Consider the following 15,829-nt stretch of genomic DNA (forward strand, 5'->3'; position numbering starts at 1 on the left):
CCTGCGGGATGGCGTCCGAAACGCTGTCGGACGCCATCCCGTGTCGATTATTCGGAAACGCTCAGGAAGCGGCTCAGGTGTTCATTGGCAGCATTGTCCTGCCAGCCCTTGATGCGGTCCGAAACAAGCCACAGATCGGCCTGGGTCAGGAAGGGAGCAATCGGCTGGTCGCGCATCAGGATTGTTTCCGCCTCATGCATGATCTTCGATCGCGCAGCCGGATCCGTTTCCGCATACGACTTCTTCATCAGATCGTCGAATTCCTTGCTCTCGTAATGCCCGTAATTGAAGGTCTTGTTGGTCGAGAGGTTCAAGGCGAGGAAGTTTTCCGGATCGGCATAATCGGCAACCCAGCCGGCACGTGCCACGTTGAACTTGCCGCCTTCCTGGAGATAGGCGTAGTGCGAGGAGACATCGAGATTGCTCATCGTCACCTTGGCACCGAACGTGTTTTTCCACATGTCGGCAACGGCGGTGGCGACACGTTCGTGGTTCGGGTTGGTGTTGTAGCGGACCTCGATATTCAGCGGCTTGCCGCCTTCACCGTAACCGGCTTCCTTCATCAGTTCGATCGCCTTGTCTTCGCGGTCGAGCTGGGAAAGTTCTGCGAAATCGGCTTTGGCAGGTTCGCCATAGTTCGCCATGCCCGGCGGCACCAGCGAATAGGCGGGAAGCTGCGACCCGCTATAGATCTTCTTGGCCAGGAAATCGCGGTCGACGGCCATGGACAGGGCCTGGCGGACACGAACGTCGTTGAAGGGAGCCTCGCGGCCATCGAAGACGTAATAATAGGTCGCAAGCGTCGGCGACACGTGCACCTGGTCCTTGTAGGCCGATCGCAGCCGCTCGATCTGGTCGGCGGAGAAGTTGTAGACGAGATCCATTTCCTTCGCCTCGAAGCGGCGGACGGATGCGGCCTGGTCGTCGATCGGGTAGAAGATCACCTTGTCGAGCTTGACGTTGGCGGCATCCCAGAAATTGGGGTTCTTTTGGACAACGAGGCTGTCGTTCGGCACATGGCTGACGAGCTGGAAGGCCCCGTTCGACACCATCGTGCCTGGCTTGACGAAATCGGCGCCGTTCTTCTCAAGGCTTGCCTTGGAGACAGGCAGGGCAGTCTGGTGAGCAAGAAGTTCAAGGAAGAAGGGGGTCGGGCGCTCGAGGGTGATCTCGAACGTCTTGTCATCGACGGCCTTGATGCCGAGTTCCTTCGGATCGGCCTTGCCGGTGTTGACCATTTCCGCGTTCTTGATCGGGTAGAGGATGTTCGCATATTTCGCGGCGGTCTTCGGATCTTCCACGCGCTTGAACGAGAATTCGAAATCCTGCGCCGTGACGGGCGAGCCATCGGACCACTTGGCATTCTCACGCAGCTTAAACGTGTATGTCAGTCCGTCTTCGGAGACTTTCCACGACTCCGCTGCACCCGGTACAATCTTGCCCGCCGCGTCGTAGATCGTCAGACCTTCATAAAGATCCTTCAGAATGAAGGCTTCGATATTGATCGAGGTCTGGGCCTGATCGAGCGTTTGCGGTTCGCCGGAATTGCCACGATGAAGCACCGTTTCAGCAAATGCCGGTGCCCCAGCCAGCAGAGTTGATCCGAGCAAAGCGACCGCTGCCGCACGCATGAGACGAGATGACATACCGTTATCCTCCTGGTTTTCCGTCCGATTGGGCGAGTGAATGCCAGAAATATCGGAACCGCAAGGCTTTTTTGCTCTCGACTCAAATGCGGAGTGTATATCCGTGCGCCTCGACTAACCTCATAATTGCAGGGTCCTGCAGGGGCGATAGCCGGGGTATCCTGACCTGGCATCCGCGCCAGACCGTGAATCGAGAAAGCAGCGACATTTTACGTTCAGGTAAACCGAGCAGCGAATACCATGGTGTCGCGATCAGGGTGCCTGGAGTAATTTTATTGCAGGAGCACAAATGAAAGCGGTTTCCACCGATCTATCTCGATACAATCAGGGAGGGCATGGTTGGGCATCATCGGACTGCCATATGCGCCTCTCGCAATATGACGATCCGGCACCCCATCAGCGGCTCTCAAACATCGGGGACGGTGTAGCGTCGGCTATCACGGGCAACGAGCCGATGAGGCAAAGCGTCACGAATCTGCACGCTCCGCGGCTCATCCCTTCAACAAAGCGCTTCGGCCAAGCATGCGGCAGGTCGCGCCTAGTGGCGCTTTCTTCTGTAGATCTTGTTGCCGTGTGGACCGCTGACGACCGGCGTCCTGTCCCGATTTTCGGTGACCAGGGTTCGCCACCGGTCGAGACGATCGCCTGCAAGTTCTCCGCTTGCGACTGCAGCCTGAACGGCACATCCGGGTTCGTGGACATGGCTGCAATCGCGAAACCGGCACTGCGATGCCAGTTCGGCGATATCGGAAAAGAAGACATCGATACCGTCGGCAACATCACTTACATACAGCGTCCGGATCCCGGGTGTATCGATCACCCATCCGCCACCCGGTAGCGCGTGCAGCGATCGTGCCGTCGTGGTGTGTCTGCCCTGCGAGTCGTATTCCCGGATCGTGCCGGTCTTCTGTGTGTCCGACTGAGACCCGACGAGCGAGTTGACCAGGGTTGATTTCCCAACGCCCGACGATCCCACGAGCGCGCAGGTCTGTCCCTCGCCGCACCACGGCGCCAGGAGTTCGCGTGCCTCTACCGAGCGTCCGTTCAGGAGGATAACGGGCAGGCCAGGCTGCAGTCCCTGCGCCTGGACCCGGAAGACGTCAGCGTCTTCGGTCGTGTCCGCCTTTGTCAGGACGATCACCGGGTTGCTCCCGGCTTGTTCGGCCAGGATCAGATACCGTTCCAGCCTTGAAAGGTTGAATTCGGCGTTGCAGGACGTCACGATGAACAGGGTATCGACGTTGGCAGCAACCAGTTGCGGGATCGTGTCGTTCCCCGCACGTCGTTGAAAGAGAGTTTTCCGTTCGAGACGGCGAACCAGCATGCCGCTGATCGGGTCGGCGAGGATCCAATCGCCGACCGCGAAATCGGCTGTGTTGGCGTTGGCTGGGAGCTCGAGGGCGGCCGGACCACCGGCATCAATAGCCTCCACGCGCGACCGGTGGACGGAGGCAATGCGCCGCGGCGCGAGTTCGTCTTCATCGGATGTGAGCTGATCCGAAAAGAAGTCCGACCAACCAAGTCGTTTAAGCGCTGTCATGTGAAGGGGGTCGATCAAAGGAAGGTCGCAATCTTTGGAGCTGTTAGGGTTGGACGGGGCCTATTGGCTTCGGTTTCCCTTGGCTGCGCGAGAAGTTTGGCCGAAAAGAGTCTATGAGCGTCGGTGCGTCGCGGACGGAGGCAAGTTCTTTTGGACGCTGGCATACAGAACCATCCTCTTCAGACTGTATGCGCGGGGCGGTTGGCGGACAAGCCCTAACGAACCTCGTCGTGCGGGACGGGTCTGCAGAGCAGGTCAAAACTAAAGGTTGACTTGGCGGCCCTTCGTCTCTATCTTTGGTTTATCGATCTTTTGCTTGCTGAACTTTGGTTACCGCGCGATTGGCACCGCGCTCTGAACGAACTTCCCTCTCAAAATCAATCGTTACACTCATCCGTTCGGCTTCGGTCCTACGGTCACTCAACATTGCTTTGAAAGGGTTCATCATGACCACAGGCACAGTAAAATGGTTTAATTCCACCAAGGGTTTCGGCTTCATCGAGCCTGACAACGGCGGCGCTGACGCGTTCGTCCACATCTCTGCCGTCGAGCGCGCGGGAATGCGCGAAATCGTAGAAGGCCAGAAGCTTGGCTACGAACTCGAGCGCGACGCGAAGTCGGGCAAGATGTCGGCCTGCAACCTTCAGGCTGCCTAATCGTACCTGGTTTCGTCCTTGACCACGGATGTACTGGCACCGACGACACCAAGTTATCTGAGAGGCCGGGCTTATAGCCTGGCCTTTTTTGTTGGCTCGCTCAAAGCAGGCTCAACCACAGGAAAATCCATGACACAGACCCATTCGAAATCCAGACAGCAGGCCGAGATTGCCTTCGGCAACACGCAGACGCAGTTCTTTGCCCGAAATCACGCCGTCGCGGAAATGGACTCCCTCGTTGCGGCGCGCGAGACGAAAACACAAAGGCTGCGGCAGGCACGCCTCGCGAAGGATGCCGACGACATCGCCAAGGCATCCGCAGGCCTGATCGCAATGCGCGCCCGCAAGTCCGACCTTTAAGGATGCCATCTTGATGGACCAGAACACCGAGTGGACATCCGGTCAGCTGCGACGCGCGATCAAGGCGGCAGGCGTGGCGCTGTGGACCTGGAACGTCGATACGGACGCGTTCACGATGGACCAGCGTGGATATGCTCTATGGGATTTGGAGGTCGATGGCGTCCTGTCCTTTGAGGACCTGTCGGCCAAGGTCCATCCGGCCGACCGCGATCGTGTGAGGGCAGCGTTCTCGGCAACACGTGCCGTCGTTGGACCTTACGAGATCGACTTCAGGATCATGAGCGATGTTGAAGTTCGCTGGATCTCAGCACGCGGTCAGGGGAGCGATGAGGATATTCTGGCTCGGCAGATGACCGGCATCTTTCTCGATGTCACAGGCCGCAAGCAGGCTGAAGAAGGGCATGAGCTTCTCGCCGGAGAAATGAGCCACCGGGTCAAGAACCTGCTCGCCATCGCGTCAGGGCTGACGCAGATGACATCCCGGTCCTCGAGTTCGATCGCCGATATGACCTCACAGCTCACTCTAAGGCTAACCGCTCTCGGCCGTGCTCACGACCTTGTCCGGCCTTTACCTGGCGGGCAGGGCAAGGCCGCTCTTCTCGGTGACCTGATCACGATCTTGCTCTCCCCCTATGACGAGACGGCGGCGTTTGCTGGCCGTATTCGGGTAGCAGTTCCAAGGATGGGCGTGGGAGAGGCGGCAGCCACAGGCCTCTCGCTGGTGATCCACGAACTCGCCACGAATTCACTGAAATACGGCGCCCTGTCAGTCGGCACCGGAACACTGGATGTGTCCGGATCGGTCGAGGAGAACAATCTGATGGTGACCTGGATTGAGCAGGGCGGGCCCGAGGTTGTCTTCCCACAGGGCCCGGCCGGCTACGGTAGCAGAATGCTGGACCGTACCATGTCCGCTCACCTTGGAGGAACGATCTCCTATAACTGGACACCGGACGGAGCGCTGGTCACGCTTATCATCGACACGAGCCGGCTTGCCTCTTGACCGCTTGGAAAAGGCCTCGGCCGCAAGCCCGCGCCGGAAAACCGACGGGCTAACGCGCAGCTGTTTTGTCGTTGAACGTCTGCGCGGTCGCCTCGGTTGCCGGTGAATAAGTTAGCGTCCGCTTGTTTCGGAAACATGGCTAGATGAAGCGCGCTGATCAGCGCTTTTCGACATCGACTCGAAGCGCGCAACGATCAGATCAAGGTCATACGGCTTGGAGAAAAATTGTGCCGAAGATGGCAGATCGATCTCACCGGGCGTGATGCGACCGGAGGCAACCACGATCCCGGCGTGAGGGAACCGAGCGGCGACTTCGTGGGCAAGGTCCACACCCGTCAGAAGGCCGGGCATCTGGATATCCGTGAACAAGAAGTGAATGGTCCCGTCATCAATCTTGTCCAGGGCCTCGTCCACCGTGCCGGCTTCTATGACCTCGAACCCCGCATCCTCCAGGGCGTCTGTGACCGTCATCCGGATCAACACCTCGTCGTCCACCACGAGTACTTTGCGCATGTCCCACTCCCTGCATGTGGCCCTACAACAGACCGACGCGGTTATCGTTCCAAAAAACGCAGTGGGTATCAGACAACTGCATTGGCCTTTCCGGCTAGTGCGTTGGATTGCAGTGGCAGTGGCAGCTTTCGGTGAGTAGCAAGGAGATGGCAGTATCCTTTGGTCTGCTTCGGGTGTGGGGACAATCTTTTGTAGCCGATGGGCGATCGGCGGCGCTTGCAACGCCACGGCGGTGACCGAAGCGGCCGCCCAGGGGTACGGCGCAAACATGTTGGTCATTGCGCTGCCAGCCGCCGACCACAAGACAGGAATGCACCCTACCGGACATCTGAACACATGGTTGTATTCAGATGTGCGGCGTGGTTCGGCGCACGTACGTCGCGCGCCTTGCTGCAACGCGCAGGATTCATGTCACGAGACCGGTACCGGCTCCACGAAGCCGGTGTCCGGATCTTCTCGGCCATGTACGGGCGTGATTTCGCGGCTGAGAACGATCTTCTCAACGCGCTTGATCTAGACGTAATGTCATTGGATGAATTAAAGACCACTTGCCAAAAGGGGTTTGCACCCTCGGCCGCGTGACCATCGTAAGCCTTCGATCTTTGCTTCACCGTCCGGCAAACGGACCGAGCGGCCCAAGGTCGAGGCAGGGGAGGTAGGAGCGTCAACGCGCTTCTCCTGTCCCATACCCGAATTTCTCCAAGCCGCGACGCGGATGCGTCGGAGGCAAACAAGGTTGCATTCACAATGAGCAACGCGTTCCTCGCACATCTCTCCACCGAACTTGCGGGTCTGAGGTCTTCGGGTCTCTACAAGACCGAGCGGGTGATCGTTTCCAAACAGGCCGGCGAGATCGAAGTCGCATCTGGTCGCAAGGTTTTGAATTTTTGCGCCAACAATTATCTGGGCCTTGCCGACAACGCCGAACTGGTGGAGGCCGGCAAGAACGCGCTGGATCGTTACGGCTACGGCATGGCATCTGTGCGTTTCATCTGCGGGACGCAGGAAGAGCACAAGCAGCTCGAAGACCGGATTTCGAAGTTTCTGGGATTGGAGGATACGATCCTCTATTCGTCCTGCTTTGATGCCAATGGTGGATTGTTCGAGACGCTTCTCGGCGAGGAGGACGCGATCATATCGGACGCACTCAACCACGCTTCGATCATCGACGGAGTGCGCCTCTCCAAGGCGAAACGCTTCCGCTACGCCAATAACGACATGGCGGCGCTGGAGGAGGAACTGAAAAAGGCCGAAGGCAGCCGGTTCAAGATGATCGCCACAGACGGCGTGTTTTCGATGGACGGCATCATCGCCAATCTTGCGGGCGTCTGCGACCTTGCCGAGAAATATGGCGCCATGGTCATGGTCGATGACAGCCACGCCGTCGGCTTCGTCGGCAAGCACGGTCGCGGCTCGGCGGAACATTGCGGCGTCGAGGGCAGGGTGGATATTATCACCGGCACGCTCGGCAAGGCGCTCGGCGGTGCATCGGGCGGCTACACGTCCGGCAAGAAGGAAGTGGTCGACTGGCTGCGCCAGCGCTCGCGTCCCTATCTGTTTTCCAACACCCTCGCTCCGGTGATTGCGAGCGCCTCGCTGAAGGTGTTTGACCTGATCGACAATGGTGACGCATTGCGCGCCCGGCTAGAAGCCAATTCCCGCCTCTTCCGCGATGAAATGAGCAAGCTTGGGTTCACGTTGGCGGGCGAGGGGCATCCGATCATTCCCGTCATGCTCGGCGATGCGTCGCTGGCGCAGGACATGGCGGCGAGGATGCTGGAAAAGGGTGTCTACGTCGTCGGCTTCGCCTTCCCGGTCGTACCGAAAGGCCAGGCGCGTATCCGCACCCAGATGTCTGCGGCGCATAGTGAGGACGATGTGCGCCGGGCCATTGCGGCGTTCGAAGAGGTCGGCAGGGAACTGCGCGTGATCGAGTAGACGCCCGGCCCGAACCGATCCAACTCATTGACAGGAATTTTTCGATGACCAACATGATGCGCGCCCTCGTCAAGTCGAAAGCCGAAACCGGTCTCTGGATGGAGCATATCCCTGTTCCGGACCCCGGCCCCAACGACGTGCTGATCCGGGTGAAGAAGTCCGCGATATGCGGCACCGACGTTCATATCTGGAACTGGGACAGTTGGGCCCAAAAAACCATTCCGGTGCCGATGGTCGTCGGCCACGAGTTCTGCGGGGAGATCGCGCAGGTGGGCTCTGCGGTCACCAAGGTCCAGGTCGGCGCGCGCGTCTCCGGCGAGGGGCATATCGTTTGCGGCAAATGCCGCAATTGCCGCGCGGGGCGCGGACACCTTTGCCGCAACACGTTGGGCGTGGGTGTCCACCGGCCCGGATCTTTTGCCGAATTCGTCTGCATTCCCGAAGACAATGTCGTGCCGATCCCGGATGATGTGCCGGACGAGATTGCCGCGATCTTCGATCCGTTCGGCAACGCCGTGCACACCGCTCTCTCCTTCGATTTGGTCGGCGAGGACGTCCTGGTGACCGGAGCCGGTCCGATCGGCATCATGGGTGCGATGGTTGCCAAGCGCTCGGGCGCCCGCAAGGTCGTGATCACCGACATCAACCCGGTGCGTCTGGCACTTGCCGAAAAGCTCGGCATCGACCACGTCGTCGATGCGTCCAAGGAAAACCTGTCGGACGTGATGAAGCGCATCGGTATGACCGAGGGCTTCGATGTCGGTTTGGAAATGTCGGGCGCGGCCCCCGCCTTCCGCGACATGATCGACAAGATGAACAATGGCGGCAAGATTGCCATTCTCGGCATCGCGCCGACCGGGTTCGAGATCGACTGGAACAAGGTGATCTTCAAGATGCTCAATCTCAAGGGCATCTACGGGCGGGAAATGTTCGAGACCTGGTACAAGATGATCGCCTTCGTGCAGGGCGGCCTCGACCTTTCGCCTCTCATTACCCACCGCATTGGCATCGACTCCTTCAGAGACGGGTTCGAGGCCATGCGCTCCGGCAATTCCGGAAAGGTCGTCATGGACTGGTGAAGCCAACATGAGGTCCAACAAAAAGCCGACCGATGGGGGCAATACGATGTCGATCAAGACTTTAGGGCAGGCGAAGCTCTTCTGCTCAGGCCCTTTCGGCTTATGACCATCTTGCCGGAACAGGGAGCAAATGAAAACTGGAACCGTCGGATGGTCTTTCTGGCGCTTCCCATCATTCTCGCAAATCTGGCTCAGCCGATCCTGTCACTTGTCGATACGATGGTGGCGGGACATCTCCCGGGGTCTTTCTTTCTCGGCGGGGTCGCGCTGAGCGGCGTGCTGTTCAATTTCCTTTTCTGGAGTTTCAGTTTTCTGCGCATGGCAACGACCGGTCTGGTCTCCCAGGCGTGGGGTGCCAAAGATAGCACGCTCATGCGCATGCATCTGTTTCGGGCGCTGCTTATCGCCGCTGCCGGCGGTGCCGTGATCATCCTGCTGCAAAAGCCGATCATCGAGATCGGACTCGGATTCCTCGGCGGCAGTGAAGCGGTCTACCGGAGCGCGTCGGATTATGCATTCGCCAGAATCTGGTCAGCGCCTGCGACGCTCGGAAATTTTGTCCTTCTCGGCTACCTTCTCGGTTGCCAGCGCGTGATGATCTCACTGGCGCTACAAGTCGCCCTTAATATCGTCAACTTGCTCGCAACTCTCACGCTGGTTCTTGTTTTCGACTGGGGTGTCGCCGGCATAGGGGCGGGGACCGCCGTTGCCGAATGGGTGGCCTTGATCGCAGGCCTCTTCATCATCAAGCCATTCGGTGCGCATCCCGCAGTGCGGATGAAAGAGCTGCTGGACGGGTTGGCACTTCGACGGCTGGTCGCGGTCAACCGGGACATCTTTCTGCGAAGCTTCTTCCTTCTGCTCTGTTTCGGCTGGTTTGCCCGCAGCGGTGCCAAGGAAGGCGACACGATCCTCGCCGCCAATGCCATCCTTCTCAACCTCCACGGCTTTACATCCTATGGGTTGGACGGGTTTGCGAATGCCACTGAAACCCTTGTCGGTTCAGTCATCGGTGCGCGGCAAAAAAAGGCGCTCGCCCAGGTGATCAAGGCCGCGTTTGTGTGGTCGGGTCTGGTGGCGTTTCTGTTTTCGGTCGTTTACGCCTTCGCTGGCTCATCGATCGTCTCGCTCCTCACCGATCAGGAAGATGTTCGTACCGCCGCCATTGCCCTGCTTCCCTTCCTGATCGCGTTGCCGCTCGTTTCCGTGACCAGCTTCATGCTTGATGGCATCATGATCGGAGCCATGCGCGCCCGCGATATGCGCAACAGCATGATCATCTCCACCTGCATCTTCATCGCCACCGCTTATGGTCTGCAGCAGATCTGGGGAAATGAAGGGTTGTGGACAGCGATGATGATCCTGATGATAGCGCGTGCGGTAACGCTCGGCTTGAAACTGAAAGAGACATTTGCGCAGGTGTAGCGGCAATTTGCACAGCGCTCATAGCGGCGAAAATGACAAGGGGCGAAGCACGGTGTGCTGTCCGTCATACCCACCGACGAACCTCAACGGATCAGCGTGACGTGGAAGCAGGGCAAGTGGACCTCTAACTGAACCGGAAAACGGCTCGAGCAGCGCGACCGCATCAGGCGGCGCATGCCCGGTCACCAATCCTGCACAGTCAGGGGCAAATAAGGGCGTGCCTGCGGGCCGTGGGCCATGCTGCCTGTGACGGTCGGCGACGGCCGTGTCGAAAACGGGTGATCCGCGCCCAAGCGTCGCCAGATAGTTGTGCTGCTGCAACACCATCGGGAAAGCCTGGGGGATGAAGCCGTTTACCCAAGCCTCTTCATTCGAGAGTGCGGCGCGGCATGCTTCGCGTTCAGCCCAGTCCGCATAGGTCCAGAGATGGTGGATCACGTTCAGAGGGCCGGTTTCCGCCTGCCAGTAGCCGAGAAGTGGCAGGTGCCGTGTCACAAGTGGAAGCCCGAGGTCTGCAAGCAGCGCGAGGTACTCGCCGGTTGCGCCCGGCTTTAGCTGATAGGTTCGCCATTCGTGGATCATCACCGTCTCCCATCGCGTCAGTCTGGCACGCCGGACCGGCCGCGAACATGGATAAGGTCTGCAAGAGATTGGACAATTGAGCCTATCAGTTGTCGTGTCGTGCCGCCTGTTTGCGATAGGTCCCCGGAGAGATTCCGACACGCTGGGTAAAGAAGCGGTTGAAATAGGCGGGGTCGTCGAAACCGGTCATATGGGCCACCTGCGCGACGCTGCTCTCGGTATAGACGAGGTAGCGCTTGGCTTCCATCAACAGCCGCTCGTAGAGCAGGTCCGACGCGGTCTTGCCGGCGCGAGCCTTGCAGGCCGCATTGAGCCGCGCCTGCGTCGCCGCCAGCTCTTTCGCGTAGAAGGTCAAGGATCGCTCCGTCCGGAAGTGGCGTTCCAGAAGGGCCCTGTAGCGCAAAAGCAGATCATAACCCCGGTCTGGCGTGGATATACCGGTCTCGTCATGGGTGATGTTAAGCCTCAGCACGATCACGAGCAGCCGCATGTAGTGTGCCATCATCGATATGCGCCGGCCAGGTGCCGACCAGATGAATTCCCGATGCAGCCAGTGAAACGTATCGACGACGGCCGGAATGCTGACGCCGGTTCCTTCGATCGGGTAGACTGCCGGTCTCGATGCGGCTGTTTCGAGCCGCGGGTCCGAGCTTGACGCTGCCTTCAGGCAACCGAGTGCGGCCGTCACCACGTAGCCGTCAGTCCCCGGATCAAAATCGATCTGGTGAACAATTCCGGCTGGAACGACCATGATCGCAGGCGCGGGTATGAATGAGATTTGATCCTCCATGCGGATCGTTCCACCCCCCTCTCTAACGAGCAGAACCTGCATGTGGTCCGGATGGGCATGCGGACGAATTCTCCAATCGTTTGGCCCGCTGCGGTCACGCAGGGGTTCAATATGCAGGAAGTCCAGATCGACGTCGGCACCCTGATCGCCATAGAGATAGTAAAGCGGAATGCCGCCTGCGGCCAAGCTTCCCATGTGTCCTCCTCATTATCTCCCTGGCAAATAGTGCAACAATTGCGCGACGGCGTCCATTGGTCATCCCCGGTATGCGGGTTAGCAAGATCTCCATCAAACGCGACCGGGAGAAGCGGATGGAGCCGAAGAGGGAGGAGGGGCACGTCTGTGACGTGCTGGTCGTCGGATCGGGCGCGGGAGGGCTTGCCACCGCGATCACGGCGAGGAAACACGGCCTTTCCGTGATCGTGATCGAGAAGGAGCCTGTGTTCGGAGGCACGACGGCGTTTTCGGGTGGCGTGCTGTGGATACCCGGAAACCGGCACGGGAAATCGAACAACCCGAGCGATACGCGCGACGCGGCGCGCCGTTACCTCAAGGCCGAGACCGGGAACTGGTTCGACGCGCAGACGATCGACGCGTTTCTCGAGGCCGGTCCGAAAATGCTCGACTGGTTCGAACGCGAGACGGTGGTGAAATTCGTCCCCACGCTTTACCCGGACTATCACCCGACGGTGGATGGCGGCGTCGACGTCGGGCGCTCGGTGCTGGCGGCGCCTTTCGACAGCAGCGTGCTCGGCAGCGATCTTGCGCGGCTGCGGCCGCCGCTCGGCTCGATCACGTTCATGGGCATGATGTTCAACTCGTCCAATGCCGATATCAGGCATTTCTTCAACGCCACCAAATCGCTGACCTCGTTTTCCTACGTGATGAAACGCCTTGTCGCGCATGCCGGCGAGGTTGTGCGTCACGGCCGCGGCGTCCAGGTCACGAGCGGCAACGCGCTGGCAGCGCGGCTGGCCGCAGCCTGTCTCGATCTCGATATTCCGATCCTGACCGATACGCCGGCGCTACGGATGACCAAGGACGGTGGTCGTATCACCGGTGTCGAGGTCGGTGGCGCGTTACCCGGCCGTATCGTCGCCCGGCGGGGCGTAGTCCTTGCTTGCGGAGGATATGCGCAGGATCTCGCGAGGCGAGCCGGGATCTACGCCCATCTCAAGGCAGGCGGTGAGCATTTTTCGCCAGTACCGGAGGGCAATACCGGCGACGGCATCCGTCTCGGCGAGGAGGCGGGCGGTTCGTTCGATGCCGAACTCGCCCAGCCGGCTGCCTGGATGCCGATCAGCCGTGTGCCAGGCATAGGCTATTTTCCGCATCTGCTCGATCGCTACAAGCCGGGCATGATTGCCGTTCTGTCCAATGGCCGGCGATTTACCAATGAGAGCGAGAGCTACCACGATGTCGGCGCTGCCATGGTTGCGGCGGGCGAAGGGGGCGCGTGGCTGATTTGCGACCATCGGGCGATCCGCAAGTATGGTCTTGGCCACGCAAAGCCGGCGCCGGTGCCACTCCGGCCGTGGCTGCGAAACGGCTACCTCAAGAAGGGAAAGACACTTGCCGATCTTGCCAAGGCCTGCGCGATCGACGCGACGGGTCTGGATGCGACCGTCGCCGAATTCAACCGGGGCGCCAGGCACGGACGGGACGAACAGTTCCATCGCGGCGAGACCACCTTCAACCGATACCTTGCCGATCCCGACCACAAGCCCAACCCTTCGGTTGCGCCTCTCGAGCATGGGCCGTTCTACGCCGTCCGGCTAGAAATCGGCGACCTCGGAACGTTCGACGGACTGAAAACCACAGTGGAGGGCTCGGTCGTCGATCGGGATGGCCGGGTGATCGATGGCCTGTTTGCGGTCGGTAACGACCGGGCCTCGATCATGGGCGGCAATTATCCCGGTGCCGGGATCACGCTCGGCCCGGCGATGACATTCGGCTGGATCACCGGGCGCTATCTCGCAGGGATCGCACCGGCGGCGACGGGGGAGGGAGACGCGGCATGAGCTGGCTTGGACTGGAGGGAAAGACGGCCGTCATCACCGGCGCCGGAGGCGGCATCGGTCAGGGGCTGGCGCGCGCCTTCGCTGCGGAAGGTGTGCGGGTCGTGCTGCTCGACCGTGACGAGGCGCAGACGGCGTCGCTCGCTGCCGAACTGGGTATGGGTAGTTTCTCGCTCAAGTGTGATGTGTCGCGGGCAGACGACGTTGCCGCAGCGGCGGATGCGGTCGAGGTGCTGGGAGGCGCTGATATCCTGATCAACAACGCCGGAATCCTGCGGCCCGGCCCGCTCGAAAGCGTCTCCGAGGCCGACTGGTCGGCGATGCTTTCCGTCAACCTTACGGGTTATCTCGTCACCGCTCAGGCGTTCGGTCGCGGCATGATGTCCCGCGGACAAGGTGCCTTGGTGCATGTCGCGAGCATTTCGGGCAGCTACCCTCAACCTGCAAGCGGCGCCTATTCCGCGTCGAAGGCGGCAATCCTGATGCTGTCGCGCCAGCTTGCCTACGAATGGGGACCCAAAGGCATCCGCTCGAACACGTTGAGCCCAGGACTGGTGCGCACGGCGCTTTCCGAAACCTTCTACGCCGATCCGCAGGTCAAAGCGCGACGCGAAGCCATGGTCCCCGTCGGCCGTATCGCAAGCCCCGAAGATCTGGCAGACGCGGCTTTGTTTCTCGCCTCGCCGCGCGCATCCTACATCACGGGACAGGACATCCTCGTCGATGGGGGGCTGTCGCAATCGCTGATGGGACTGGTACCGAGGCCTGGTTATGCGTGAAGCCCTCGTCACCGGCGGCGCCGACGGGATCGGCCTGGCAATTGCCCGAGCGCTTGCTCAAAGCGGCCACCGCATCACCATCGCCGATATCGACGGCGATAAGGCTGCTGAGCGGGCGGCCGAATTGGGCGATGTCCATCGCGGCATGGCGTGCGATGTGACCGACGAGGCGCAGGTGGCCGCGGTAGCTGGTTCGGCTCCGTTCAGTGTGCTGGTCAACAATGCCGGGATCGGCGACAGCCACCTGCCAACGCTGGAGCAGGGGATCGAGGCTTTCCGGAGGGTGCTCGATGTGCATCTGGCCGGCACGTTTCTGATGTCGCGGGAAGTGGCGCGTGGCATGGTCGCGCGGGGCGATGGCGCAATCGTCAACCTGTCCTCGATTGCCGGACTGACCGGTCTTCCCAAGCGCAATGCCTATGGTGCTGCCAAGGCCGGGATTGTTGCCATGACGCGGGCGATGGCCTGCGAGTGGGCTGGGCGTGGTGTGCGGGTCAATGCCGTTGCGCCGGCTTTCGTGCAGACGGCGCTCGTGGAAAAGCTGGCGGCCGCAGGCCGGATCGATCTGCCAACGCTTCGCCGCCGCACGCCGATCGGGCGGCTGATCATGGCCGAGGAGGTAGCTGCCGCCGTGAATTTTCTAGCCTCTCCAGCGGCATCGGCGATCACCGGCGTGGTGCTTCCGGTCGACGGCGGATGGGCCGCTTTCGGTGATTTCGGCGACGCGTCCCCTTGAGAACGCTTCGCCGAAAAGGTTATGCGATCGCGAGGATCGATCAGGCGGCATCCTCGATGTGACCGCCGAGAAACAGCTGGCCGACACGCGGGTCATTGAGCAGCTTGTCCGACCTGTCGAACATCCGCGTCTGGCCGAGTTCCAGGACAAGACCATAATCGGACATGGCGAGCGCCGCCTTGGCATTCTGTTCGACCATCAGGATCGTCACGCCCTGGTCGCGCAGGCGGGTCAGCGTCTGGAACACCTCCTGCACAAGATTGGGGGACAGGCCGATCGACGGTTCGTCGATCAGGATCAGCTTCGGATCGAGCAGTAGCGCGCGGGCGATCTCAAGCTGTTTCTGCTGGCCGCCGGAGAGCTCGATCGCCTTCTGGTCCTTGCGCTGGCGCAGCATGGGGAACTGGTCCATGACCTGTTCCATCCGCATTTTCACCCGCGCCTGATCCTTGGCGGTGATGCCGCCGAGTTCGAGATTGTGCAGCACGGACAGTTGCGGCACGACATTGCGGCCCTGTGGCACGTAGGTAACGCCACGGGCAATCATCTCGGCCGGGCGCTTACGCGTCACGTCCTCGCCTTCCAGGTGGATGGAGCCGGAATTGATGTTGAGCAACCCGAAGATCGCCTTGAACACCGTGGATTTGCCAGCGCCGTTCGGACCGATCACCGTGGTGATGGACGCTTTCGGTATGCTGAAAGACGTCCCGTTGAGGATTGTGATGCGGCCGTAACCGCCATTGAGGTTTTTCACTTCCAGCATG

15 protein-coding genes are annotated in these 15,829 nt (G+C 60.4%); 9 read left to right on the top strand and 6 right to left on the bottom strand.

Going from position 1 to position 15,829, the window contains the following annotated elements:
- Window positions 1–47: 47 nt before the first annotated feature.
- Both G6K99_RS19760 and rsgA read right to left on the bottom strand, forming a co-directional pair.
- Entirely contained in the window at window positions 48–1,631 is a 1,584-nt protein-coding gene (locus tag G6K99_RS19760; protein WP_244473984.1) for a peptide ABC transporter substrate-binding protein, read from the bottom strand.
- A gap of 553 nt (window positions 1,632–2,184) precedes the next feature.
- Window positions 2,185–3,186, bottom strand: coding sequence for a ribosome small subunit-dependent GTPase A (rsgA, locus tag G6K99_RS19765; protein WP_174197590.1), 1,002 nt, complete (start codon window positions 3,184–3,186; stop codon window positions 2,185–2,187).
- Window positions 3,187–3,632: 446 nt separating this feature from the next.
- Here rsgA and G6K99_RS19770 point away from each other — a divergent pair, with 446 nt between their 5' ends.
- From G6K99_RS19770 to G6K99_RS19780, 3 genes are all read left to right on the top strand, one after another.
- Window positions 3,633–3,842, top strand: coding sequence for a cold-shock protein (locus G6K99_RS19770; RefSeq protein ID WP_062459297.1), 210 nt, complete (start codon window positions 3,633–3,635; stop codon window positions 3,840–3,842).
- Between the two features lie 129 nt (window positions 3,843–3,971).
- Window positions 3,972–4,202, top strand: coding sequence for a hypothetical protein (locus G6K99_RS19775; RefSeq protein ID WP_062459299.1), 231 nt, complete (start codon window positions 3,972–3,974; stop codon window positions 4,200–4,202).
- A 13-nt stretch (window positions 4,203–4,215) separates the two neighbouring features.
- Window positions 4,216–5,205, top strand: a complete 990-nt coding sequence (locus tag G6K99_RS19780; protein ID WP_113166133.1) for a sensor histidine kinase — start codon at window positions 4,216–4,218, stop codon at window positions 5,203–5,205.
- A gap of 111 nt (window positions 5,206–5,316) precedes the next feature.
- On the opposite strand, the gene G6K99_RS19785 is transcribed toward G6K99_RS19780, so the two are convergent.
- Window positions 5,317–5,718, bottom strand: a complete 402-nt coding sequence (locus G6K99_RS19785) for a response regulator (protein ID WP_062459305.1) — start codon at window positions 5,716–5,718, stop codon at window positions 5,317–5,319.
- Window positions 5,719–6,465: 747 nt separating this feature from the next.
- Here G6K99_RS19785 and G6K99_RS19790 point away from each other — a divergent pair.
- From G6K99_RS19790 to G6K99_RS19800, 3 genes are all read left to right on the top strand, one after another.
- A complete protein-coding gene (locus tag G6K99_RS19790; RefSeq protein ID WP_062459309.1) occupies window positions 6,466–7,656 on the top strand; it encodes a glycine C-acetyltransferase in 1,191 nt (396 codons plus the stop codon).
- A gap of 44 nt (window positions 7,657–7,700) precedes the next feature.
- Complete coding sequence (gene tdh, locus G6K99_RS19795; protein WP_113111568.1) at window positions 7,701–8,735, top strand: L-threonine 3-dehydrogenase; 1,035 nt, start codon at window positions 7,701–7,703, stop codon at window positions 8,733–8,735.
- A gap of 150 nt (window positions 8,736–8,885) precedes the next feature.
- The gene (locus tag G6K99_RS19800; protein WP_202048838.1) at window positions 8,886–10,160 is read left to right on the top strand and encodes an MATE family efflux transporter; all 1,275 of its coding nucleotides are present in this window, start codon (window positions 8,886–8,888) and stop codon (window positions 10,158–10,160) included.
- 18 nt (window positions 10,161–10,178) lie between these two features.
- Here G6K99_RS19800 and G6K99_RS19805 read toward each other — a convergent pair whose 3' ends face one another.
- Together G6K99_RS19805 and G6K99_RS19810 are read right to left on the bottom strand one after the other, a co-directional pair.
- Window positions 10,179–10,742: an NIPSNAP family protein gene (locus G6K99_RS19805; RefSeq protein ID WP_113111566.1), complete on the bottom strand. Its 564-nt coding sequence runs from the start codon at window positions 10,740–10,742 to the stop codon at window positions 10,179–10,181.
- A gap of 85 nt (window positions 10,743–10,827) precedes the next feature.
- Window positions 10,828–11,727, bottom strand: a complete 900-nt coding sequence (locus G6K99_RS19810; RefSeq protein WP_062459325.1) for a helix-turn-helix domain-containing protein — start codon at window positions 11,725–11,727, stop codon at window positions 10,828–10,830.
- 116 nt (window positions 11,728–11,843) lie between these two features.
- Here G6K99_RS19810 and G6K99_RS19815 point away from each other — a divergent pair, with 116 nt between their 5' ends.
- Genes G6K99_RS19815 through G6K99_RS19825 form a run of 3 tightly spaced genes read left to right on the top strand, consistent with a single transcriptional unit; the run spans window position 11,844 to window position 15,065 of the window.
- Window positions 11,844–13,553: an FAD-dependent oxidoreductase gene (locus tag G6K99_RS19815; protein ID WP_174197593.1), complete on the top strand. Its 1,710-nt coding sequence runs from the start codon at window positions 11,844–11,846 to the stop codon at window positions 13,551–13,553.
- Window positions 13,550–14,329, top strand: a complete 780-nt coding sequence (locus tag G6K99_RS19820) for an SDR family NAD(P)-dependent oxidoreductase (protein ID WP_174197595.1) — start codon at window positions 13,550–13,552, stop codon at window positions 14,327–14,329. Before G6K99_RS19815 ends, G6K99_RS19820 begins: the two co-directional genes overlap by 4 nt.
- Window positions 14,322–15,065, top strand: a complete 744-nt coding sequence (locus tag G6K99_RS19825; RefSeq protein ID WP_174197597.1) for an SDR family NAD(P)-dependent oxidoreductase — start codon at window positions 14,322–14,324, stop codon at window positions 15,063–15,065. The genes G6K99_RS19820 and G6K99_RS19825 overlap by 8 nt, the downstream gene beginning before the upstream one ends.
- 40 nt (window positions 15,066–15,105) lie before the next feature.
- On the opposite strand, the gene G6K99_RS19830 is transcribed toward G6K99_RS19825, so the two are convergent.
- Window positions 15,106–15,828: an ABC transporter ATP-binding protein gene (locus G6K99_RS19830; protein ID WP_174197599.1), complete on the bottom strand. Its 723-nt coding sequence runs from the start codon at window positions 15,826–15,828 to the stop codon at window positions 15,106–15,108.
- Between the last annotated feature and the right edge of the window lies 1 nt (window position 15,829).

Origin of the sequence: Neorhizobium sp. AL 9.2.2, assembly GCF_013317225.1 — a bacterium.
Lineage (GTDB): Bacteria > Pseudomonadota > Alphaproteobacteria > Rhizobiales > Rhizobiaceae > Neorhizobium > Neorhizobium soli.

Excerpts from the sequence above, each read along its gene's own strand:
- G6K99_RS19760 (WP_244473984.1), bottom strand. The coding sequence starts at position 1,631 with ATGCGTGCGGCAGCGGTCGCTTTGCTCGGATCAACTCTGCTGGCTGGG.
- rsgA (WP_174197590.1), bottom strand. The coding sequence starts at position 3,186 with ATGACAGCGCTTAAACGACTTGGTTGGTCGGACTTCTTTTCGGATCAG.
- G6K99_RS19770 (WP_062459297.1), top strand. The coding sequence starts at position 3,633 with ATGACCACAGGCACAGTAAAATGGTTTAATTCCACCAAGGGTTTCGGC.
- G6K99_RS19775 (WP_062459299.1), top strand. The coding sequence starts at position 3,972 with ATGACACAGACCCATTCGAAATCCAGACAGCAGGCCGAGATTGCCTTC.
- G6K99_RS19780 (WP_113166133.1), top strand. The coding sequence starts at position 4,216 with ATGGACCAGAACACCGAGTGGACATCCGGTCAGCTGCGACGCGCGATC.
- G6K99_RS19785 (WP_062459305.1), bottom strand. The coding sequence starts at position 5,718 with ATGCGCAAAGTACTCGTGGTGGACGACGAGGTGTTGATCCGGATGACG.
- G6K99_RS19790 (WP_062459309.1), top strand. The coding sequence starts at position 6,466 with ATGAGCAACGCGTTCCTCGCACATCTCTCCACCGAACTTGCGGGTCTG.
- tdh (WP_113111568.1), top strand. The coding sequence starts at position 7,701 with ATGACCAACATGATGCGCGCCCTCGTCAAGTCGAAAGCCGAAACCGGT.
- G6K99_RS19800 (WP_202048838.1), top strand. The coding sequence starts at position 8,886 with ATGGTCTTTCTGGCGCTTCCCATCATTCTCGCAAATCTGGCTCAGCCG.
- G6K99_RS19805 (WP_113111566.1), bottom strand. The coding sequence starts at position 10,742 with ATGATCCACGAATGGCGAACCTATCAGCTAAAGCCGGGCGCAACCGGC.
- G6K99_RS19810 (WP_062459325.1), bottom strand. The coding sequence starts at position 11,727 with ATGGGAAGCTTGGCCGCAGGCGGCATTCCGCTTTACTATCTCTATGGC.
- G6K99_RS19815 (WP_174197593.1), top strand. The coding sequence starts at position 11,844 with ATGGAGCCGAAGAGGGAGGAGGGGCACGTCTGTGACGTGCTGGTCGTC.
- G6K99_RS19820 (WP_174197595.1), top strand. The coding sequence starts at position 13,550 with ATGAGCTGGCTTGGACTGGAGGGAAAGACGGCCGTCATCACCGGCGCC.
- G6K99_RS19825 (WP_174197597.1), top strand. The coding sequence starts at position 14,322 with ATGCGTGAAGCCCTCGTCACCGGCGGCGCCGACGGGATCGGCCTGGCA.
- G6K99_RS19830 (WP_174197599.1), bottom strand. The coding sequence starts at position 15,828 with ATGCTGGAAGTGAAAAACCTCAATGGCGGTTACGGCCGCATCACAATC.